Origin of the sequence: Bizionia argentinensis JUB59, from assembly GCF_000224335.1 — a bacterium.
In the GTDB taxonomy this organism is placed as follows: domain Bacteria; phylum Bacteroidota; class Bacteroidia; order Flavobacteriales; family Flavobacteriaceae; genus Algorimicrobium; species Algorimicrobium argentinense.
Window position 1 is genome coordinate 98,066 of the sequence record NZ_AFXZ01000029.1, and the last position, 7,841, is coordinate 105,906.

Genomic DNA, 7,841 nt, shown 5'->3' on the forward strand with positions numbered 1-7,841 from the left:
TATATATAAAACGAAATTCATGAGCAGCAACAAAGAATTCGAAACAAACATTTCTTTTGATTTACCGAAAAATCAATCAAATGTCATTAAAGTAATAGGCGTCGGCGGGGGCGGAAGTAACGCCATTAATCACATGTTTCAACAAGGGATTAAAGGTGTGGACTTTGTAATTTGTAATACCGATGCGCAAGCGCTTCAAAATAGTGGTGTTCCTAACAAAATTCAATTAGGTTTAAATCTAACAGAAGGTTTAGGAGCAGGTGCAAACCCTGATATTGGCGAACAATCGGCTGTAGAAAGTTTTGAGGACCTTCAGCGTATGCTGGATACCAACACAAAAATGATTTTCATTACCGCAGGAATGGGTGGTGGAACCGGAACCGGTGCCGCACCAATTATTGCCAAAATGGCCAAAGATTTGGATATTTTAACCGTTGGAATTGTGACTATGCCTTTCCTTTTTGAAGGCAAAATGCGAAATCAGCAAGCCCAAATCGGTATTGAGAAATTGCGAAGTGTGGTAGATTCATTGGTAGTTATAAATAATAACAAACTTCGTGAAGTTTATGGGAATTTAGGTTTTAAAGCTGGTTTCGCTAAAGCGGATGAGGTTTTGGCTACGGCTGCACGTGGAATAGCGGAAGTTATTACACATCACTATACGCAAAACATCGATTTACGAGATGCTAAAACGGTATTAAGTAGTAGCGGAACGGCTATTATGGGATCGTCTAAATCGTCTGGTCAAGATCGTGCAAAAGAAGCGATTAGAAAAGCGTTAGATTCTCCTTTGTTAAACGATAATAAAATTACAGGTGCTAAAAATGTTTTGCTGCTGATAGTATCTGGAACGCAAGAAATTACGATTGACGAAATTGGTGAAATTAACGATCACATCCAGGATGAAGCTGGATATGGTGCTAATATTATCATGGGTGTCGGTGAAGACGAAAGTTTAGGCGAATCTATTGCAGTAACCATTATTGCTACAGGTTTCGACGTTGAACAGCAAGATGAAATTTCAAATACTGAAGTCAAAAAAGTCATTCATGCTTTGGTGGACGATCAGCCTGTGGAAAAGGATTTATCCAAAAAGGAAAAGGAACCGACAATTATTGTTCCGCATATAGATTTACAAGTAAAAGAAGAACCAAAAGTAGTTAAGCATACTTTAGATTTAGGGGAGTTGGAAGATTTAAAGTCTCCAGAGCCAAAAAAAGATAAAGGCACCGGTTTAATTAAAACAACCGATGCCATTAGTAATCTTAATGTGGCGTATGAAGAAGTATTAACGGAAGTCCATGAAGATGAATTTGTAATAACAGATGTCGTTGCTGAGGTAACACCAGAAACTGTTTTCAATGAGCCTGAAGAAGAGAAACAAATAACATTAACATTCGACATGCCTTTTAGTAACCAGTCTTTTGAAGATAAAGAAGAAGAAAAGGCGGCTAATAAGGTTGTTCATACTTTAGAAGAAGAACGTATCAGAAAAATGTCTGTTACGGATCATGTGGAAATTATTGCGGTAACACAGTCTAATGATAAAGGCGAAGTACGGTATGCTTTAGATGATTATGCGGAGGCAGAATCTAGTATGAATTCGAAGGCTAAAATAGAAGAGAAGCAAAAGAAAAGTATTGAAATTGAGGATTCAGAGGTTGTTTTTGAAAAGAAAACAATCGAAACTAAAAAGGTTGAAGAAACTCAAGGTCGAGAAGAAATAGATCCGATTCATACGCCAATTTCAGAAATGCTAAAAGAGCGCGCAGCAGAACGTAGACTAAAAATGAAGAATTTCAATTATAAGTTTAATAATTCGAAAATTGATGATATAGAACGCGTGCCTGCTTATAAGCGTCATGGTGTTAATTTAGACGAATCTAGACATTCATCAGAATCTAGTATTTCAGGAACAAGTTTAAGTTTAGATGATAATGACGACATGCAATTGCGAAACAATAACTCGTTTTTACATGATAATGTTGACTAAAAATTAATTTAAGTTTAGTGTTTAGACTTTTTAGATGCCCGAAACAACGTATTACGTTATTTCGGGTTTCTTTTTTTAATACATAACCGTAGAAAACGGTTTTTCTTAGTATATTTGTCGCTGTATAAGAAATTTACATTATGAGCTTACAACAAGATATTATGACGGCTTTAAAGGAAGCCATGAAAGCAAAAGATCAAACGGCTTTAACTGCTTTACGAGCGGTTAAATCGGCTATTCTTTTAGCACAAAGTGAATCAGGAGCTCAAACAGAATTAACAGAAGAGCAGGAGCTTAAAATCCTTCAGAAACAAGTTAAGCAACGTAAAGATAGTGCGGCAATTTATTTGGAGCAAAACCGTAAAGATTTAGCCGATCCTGAAATTGACGAAGCTGCTGTAATCAGTCAGTTTTTACCAGAAGCCTTATCCGATGAAGAAATTGAAGCAGTAGTTGTTGCAACTATTGCAAATCTCGGTGCGGAAGGTATGAAAGATATGGGCAAAGTTATGGGTGTAGTTAGTCAGGATCTAGCGGGTAAAGCTGATGGCAAAACGATATCGAATATAGTAAAAGCAAAATTGTCTTAAATTATTTTAAATAGAGATTCCTGCGTTTGCAGGAATAAATGGCCACGTAGCTCAGCTGAATAGAGCACTGGATTTCGGCTCCAGCGGTCGGGGGTTTGAATCCCTTCGTGGTCACGAATAAATGGAAAATCCACACGTTAAATCAAGCTCGCTTGAATTTAAAAGTGTGGATTTTTCATTTTCAATCCCGAAAGCTCTGATTTGTAATAAACTTGATTTTTGCTCGCTTGAATTTAAAAGTGTGGATTTTGCGTTTTCAATCCCGAAGCGTTGGGAGGAGCTTTAAGGGCTGCGTAGCAATTCCAAAAGTTTTGATTTGTCACTATATTATCTTTGAACTTGTTTGCGTGTTTTTTTGTTTAAAACATTTTAAAACCTGAAGCTTTTGGAAGAGTTTCTGCTATGCGTACTAATCCCAAAAGCACTGGTTCGCAAAAGTTTTTATGTTTTAAAATTTCTTCTTGTTCAATTATACGGTGCAATAAGATTCTAATATGAACCACAATTCGTATATTGATTATCGAAATCAAAACCCATAACGTTCCATAATTACCTATGTTTCAACTCGAAGAAATTCCAACATTTTACATAGTTATGGCAGGGGTTCTGTTTTTTGGCCTTGCTTCATTAGTTCTGTATGCGGTTATCAACATGATAGATATCGGTTATGTTTTACTCAAACGAAAACCCTTATATCGTTATTTATTGCCACCTTTTAAAAAGTTGCCCATAAAACAAGAGCAACTTTTACAAGCGAAATTCCGATTCTACCAACGATTAACAGAAAAGCAAAAACGCGTTTTTAATCACCGATTGGTGACCTTTATTAATTCGAAACAGTTTATGGGACGAGATAATTTAGATCTCACTGATGAAATGATTGTCATGATCTCGGCTACAGCAGTTATGCTAACCTTTGGATTTCGGGATTATAAATTACAAATGATTAAAGGTATAATAGTTTATCCATCTTCATTCTATTCTGAAACTAACGAAGCCTATCATAAAGGTGAGTATAACCCGAGATTAAAAGCGCTCGTTTTATCTTGGGAGCATTTTATGGAAGGCTATTCTATTTCTAATGATAATCTGAATTTAGGCATTCATGAATTCGCCCATGCTATTCATATTAATAGTATTAAAAATCGTGATGTAAGTTCTATAATTTTTTCGGATTCATTTAAAGAATTATCTCAATTCTTATCTGAAGAAACCGAATTACGCCAACGCTTGTTGGCATCGGGATATATTCGGAATTACGCCTATACCAACTCTTTCGAGTTTGTAGCCGTAATTATTGAAACCTTTATAGAGACACCTTCCCAATTTCGCTCGAAATTTCCGAGAGTCTATGCGAAAACAAAACAAATGCTGAATTTTAACTTTGAAGGCTATTAATTTGATAACCTGATTTATATCATGCTTTTTGTCGGTAATCTTGTCTACTTTTAATAATAAGTTTAAAAACCAATAACTATGAAAAAGCGTGAACCAGTTTCGGAAATAATGACCAAATCCGTTATTACATTGAATTTTAAAGATGATTTGGAAACAGCCGAAAGAATTTTTAAAACCAAGAAAATACGTCATATCCCTGTTGTGAGTGGCGATGAAATAAAGGGCATGTTGAGTTATACGGATTTACTGCGAATTAGTTTCGCCGATGCCGTTGATGAAGATGACGATTCAGTGGATAGCATTGTGTATAATATGTTTACTATCGAGCAGGTAATGGCTAAAAATTTAGTCAGTGTGCCATCAACAACCACCATAAAAGAAGTTGCAGAGATTTTAGCGAAAAAAGAATTTCACGCCTTACCAATTGTCGACGAGGATAAACTTGTCGGAATTGTAACAACAACCGATTTAATTAACTATCTATTAAAACAATATTAATTCCAACCTAGAACGAAAAAAAGCTCCGAAAGGAGCTTTTTTTATGAGTTAGCAAGTGCTTTTAGTTCTTTAATGGTTTCTGTGGGGTTATCACTTTTAAATACGTGACTTCCGGCTACAAAAGCATCTGCACCAGCTTCTACAAGCTGTTTAATGTTTTTGTCGGTTACGCCACCATCTATTTCAATGCGGGTGTTTAAACCTTGCTCATCAATCATTTTACGTAATTTTTTAATACGACTGTAAGTCATATCTTCAAATTTCTGACCGCCAAAACCTGGGTTTATGGACATTAATAATACCATATAACATTTTGGTAAAATATCTTCAAGTACACTTATAGGCGTAGTCAAGTTTAAAACCACACCCGCTTTACAGCCTGCATCAGTAATTTGTGTAAGCGTTCTATGTAAATGCACAGTCGATTCGTAATGAACAGTAATAATATCAGCACCTACTTTAGCGAATTCTTCAATATAACGTTCTGGTTTTTCAATCATTAAATGCACATCAAGCGGCTTGGTGGCGTGCTTTTTAATAGCTTGTATAATAGGAAAACCGTAAGAAATGTTAGGAACAAAATGCCCGTCCATTACGTCAATATGAAACCAATCGGCATCACTGTTGTTTACCATTTCAGTATCGCGCTGTAAGTTACCAAAATCGGCAGCAAGCATGGAAGGAGCTATTAGTTTAGAGTTCATTAGTGTGTTGTTTTGTTGTTTCGACAAAGATAATTAAAAAAATAGTCTTCGTGTTGTCCATTTCAATCCTTCACTTAAATACTTGCCACTATCTTATAATTAAGCAAGATTACCCCTACGATTAAAAGTAATATGGATTTGGAAGTATCTTCCCATTGGAAAGAGGGATGAAGGAAATTAAAAGTCCCTTCCTCTGGGGAAGAGATTTAGGGATGGGATAAAAAAATGAACCCACGGTAATCAGCCGTGGGTTCTTTCATCAATCAAAAAACGAACAGTCTTACTACCCGCGAAAGCGGGTATCTCACCGAAGTAAGAATATACTGTTAGTTGCCGTAAAATTCCAAAAGTTAAAATTCCAAATACCAATTTCTTGATATGTGGAATTTATTACTTGAAATCTAAAACTTATCCTAAATAAGTTTTTAATATTTTACTTCTAGACGTATGTTTCAATCTACGAATAGCTTTTTCTTTAATTTGTCTAACACGTTCTCTAGTCAGGTCAAACGTTTCGCCAATTTCTTCTAAAGTCATTGGGTGTTGGTTTCCTAAACCGAAATATAAACGGATAACATCCGCTTCACGAGGCGTTAAGGTTTCCAGAGCACGCTCAATTTCCGTACGTAAAGATTCTTGTAGTAACTCTCTATCTGGGTTTGGAGACTCACCAGAATTTAATACATCATATAAGTTCGAATCTTCACCTTCCACTAAAGGCGCATCCATACTTACGTGACGACCTGAATTTTTCATAGACTCCTTAACATCGTTAATAGTCATGTCCAATTCTTTGGCAATTTCCTCCGCACTTGGTGGACGCTCATGAGCTTGTTCCAGGAAAGCAAAGGTTTTATTAATCTTATTAATCGATCCAATTTTATTTAACGGTAAACGCACAATACGAGACTGTTCCGCTAAAGCTTGCAGGATAGACTGACGAATCCACCATACAGCATAAGAAATAAATTTAAAACCACGCGTTTCATCAAAACGTTGAGCTGCTTTAATAAGACCTAAATTCCCTTCATTAATTAAATCTGGTAAGGTTAAACCTTGGTTTTGGTATTGCTTAGCTACCGACACAACGAAACGTAAATTAGCCTTCGTTAACTTTTCTAAAGCCAACTGATCACCCGCTTTTATGCGCTGTGCTAATTCTACTTCTTCATCTGCGGTAATTAAGTCAACTTTTCCTATTTCTTGAAGATATTTGTCTAACGAAGCAGTTTCTCTATTGGTAACCTGCTTGGTAATTTTAAGTTGTCTCATGTACGGTTTCTCTCTAATTAAGTTGTGCGAACAACGTGTTCTATATAGTTATACGTAAGCATTGTTCTTTTTGTTACAAGAAACCATGAATCTTTTTTAGGGCGTTCCTTTTTACGTTTAAAATAAGTTCGTTAAGTGCTTTAAGTTTTGTAAATACGCAAAAAGGCGGGCTGTCCATTATATCTTTTTTTACGATAATAAGGATTGTTGCATAAACCGGGAAGTATGAGAAAACGTAAAAAAAGGATGCCATTTCCATCCCTAACGCGCTTACCAAGAGTCTAGAGTTTTAGCATTTGAAATAAGTTACGTAAATAGGCCTTTGCAATAGTTAAATTAGGATTAATATATGAGGATACTTACAGACGTACTTTGCTGAAAAGTTAATGCATTTTACTTATTTTTTAACACAGCACTTTGTTGTAACCAGTTTTTATTCTTTTTTATTAATTGACTTCAAAGTGTATTTATCATAAGCAATTAAGTCAAATACTTTTGATTCGCCCGTATTCAACCACTTTTTATAAATCAGTTTTCCGTTCATATAAACGTAAAGTTCATTGTCTTTTGTTTCTTTTTTGAATATCATTTTATCCTTGCCAAACTGAAAAGTCTGTTACTTTTCTATTTTCACTAAATTTAATCGTTAAACTTCCTGTATTAATTCCACGTTTTGAATAACCTAAATAATATCTAAATTCAGAATTTGTTTTCGATTCAGGTTCTCCTAATAATTCAATAATTTGTGTTTGGGTTTTTCCATTCAGTTCGTGAGTTTTTCGCAAACTATTCATCATATCCCAACGCAAAGACCATTCAGTTTCTGATTCCGTCCAGTTTTTCCACTTTTCAGAGTTAAATCGTTCGTGAGTGATATTTCCTTTCAGAGCAAATCCGATTAGAATTATCATTCCGATTATCAAAAAACCATATTTTAATGCTTTTCTCAATGTTTGTTTCAAATTGGTTACAACGTTTATGTATAAGAATAGTTGCGGGTTTGTATGCGAGGATTTTCCGCAGGAAAATCAGACGTTACAAACCCGCAACGACCTTTGGGTTAAGCACTAAACCGCAATTATTTTTACACGGTGTGCCTGTTGCACAACTCTGTTGATAAAGTTACTATAATAATGCATTTTGAGCCGATAAATTTTATAATTTGTTGTTATGCAAGGCATAAAGACATATCAAGAGAAGCTGTTTACCGATTTTTTATTGAGTGAACGTGTACCAGAGCACAACTTTTATCGACAGCTTAAAAATGTATTAGATTTAAAGTATTTATACAAATTAACCGCTCCGTTTTACGGTGCTACAGGTCAAAAGAGTATTGATCCTGTGGTTTTTTTTAAACTGTGTTTGGTTGGTTATTTGGAGAACATT

The 7,841-nt window shown here is 35.3% G+C and carries 7 protein-coding genes, 1 tRNA gene and 1 pseudogene; 6 read left to right on the plus strand and 3 right to left on the minus strand.

Features of this window, described 5'->3' with window-relative positions; genetic code table 11:
- Positions 1–19: 19 nt before the first annotated feature.
- The 5 genes from ftsZ (at position 20) to BZARG_RS08715 (ending at position 4,479) form a co-directional block, all read left to right on the plus strand.
- Positions 20–1,993 carry a cell division protein FtsZ gene (gene ftsZ, locus BZARG_RS08695; protein ID WP_008637253.1) on the plus strand — a complete coding sequence of 658 codons (1,974 nt, stop codon included), beginning with the start codon at positions 20–22 and terminating at the stop codon, positions 1,991–1,993.
- A 140-nt stretch (positions 1,994–2,133) separates the two neighbouring features.
- A complete protein-coding gene (locus tag BZARG_RS08700; RefSeq protein WP_008637330.1) occupies positions 2,134–2,583 on the plus strand; it encodes a GatB/YqeY domain-containing protein in 450 nt (149 codons plus the stop codon).
- A gap of 40 nt (positions 2,584–2,623) precedes the next feature.
- Positions 2,624–2,697 (plus strand) — tRNA-Arg (locus BZARG_RS08705).
- A gap of 441 nt (positions 2,698–3,138) precedes the next feature.
- Positions 3,139–3,981, plus strand: coding sequence for a zinc-dependent peptidase (locus tag BZARG_RS08710; protein WP_008637317.1), 843 nt, complete (start codon positions 3,139–3,141; stop codon positions 3,979–3,981).
- A gap of 78 nt (positions 3,982–4,059) precedes the next feature.
- Positions 4,060–4,479, plus strand: coding sequence for a CBS domain-containing protein (locus tag BZARG_RS08715; RefSeq protein ID WP_008637288.1), 420 nt, complete (start codon positions 4,060–4,062; stop codon positions 4,477–4,479).
- Positions 4,480–4,520: 41 nt separating this feature from the next.
- On the opposite strand, the gene rpe is transcribed toward BZARG_RS08715, so the two are convergent.
- From rpe to BZARG_RS08730, 3 genes are all read right to left on the minus strand, one after another.
- On the minus strand, positions 4,521–5,183 hold the full coding sequence (gene rpe, locus BZARG_RS08720) for a ribulose-phosphate 3-epimerase (RefSeq protein ID WP_040288288.1): 663 nt from the start codon (positions 5,181–5,183) through the stop codon (positions 4,521–4,523).
- A gap of 408 nt (positions 5,184–5,591) precedes the next feature.
- Positions 5,592–6,455 carry a sigma-70 family RNA polymerase sigma factor gene (locus BZARG_RS08725; RefSeq protein ID WP_008637385.1) on the minus strand — a complete coding sequence of 288 codons (864 nt, stop codon included), beginning with the start codon at positions 6,453–6,455 and terminating at the stop codon, positions 5,592–5,594.
- 590 nt (positions 6,456–7,045) lie between these two features.
- On the minus strand, positions 7,046–7,417 hold the full coding sequence (locus tag BZARG_RS08730) for a hypothetical protein (protein ID WP_008637268.1): 372 nt from the start codon (positions 7,415–7,417) through the stop codon (positions 7,046–7,048).
- 208 nt (positions 7,418–7,625) lie between these two features.
- On the opposite strand from BZARG_RS08730, the pseudogene BZARG_RS08735 reads away from it, so the two are divergent.
- A pseudogene (locus BZARG_RS08735) lies at positions 7,626–7,841 on the plus strand (IS1182 family transposase); the annotation flags it as partial.

Bases quoted from the DNA above. Each gene is read 5' to 3' on its own strand.
- BZARG_RS08710 (WP_008637317.1), top strand. From the start codon at position 3,139: ATGTTTCAACTCGAAGAAATTCCAACATTTTACATAGTTATGGCAGGG.
- rpe (WP_040288288.1), bottom strand. From the start codon at position 5,183: ATGAACTCTAAACTAATAGCTCCTTCCATGCTTGCTGCCGATTTTGGT.
- BZARG_RS08715 (WP_008637288.1), top strand. From the start codon at position 4,060: ATGAAAAAGCGTGAACCAGTTTCGGAAATAATGACCAAATCCGTTATT.
- BZARG_RS08700 (WP_008637330.1), top strand. From the start codon at position 2,134: ATGAGCTTACAACAAGATATTATGACGGCTTTAAAGGAAGCCATGAAA.
- BZARG_RS08725 (WP_008637385.1), bottom strand. From the start codon at position 6,455: ATGAGACAACTTAAAATTACCAAGCAGGTTACCAATAGAGAAACTGCT.
- ftsZ (WP_008637253.1), top strand. From the start codon at position 20: ATGAGCAGCAACAAAGAATTCGAAACAAACATTTCTTTTGATTTACCG.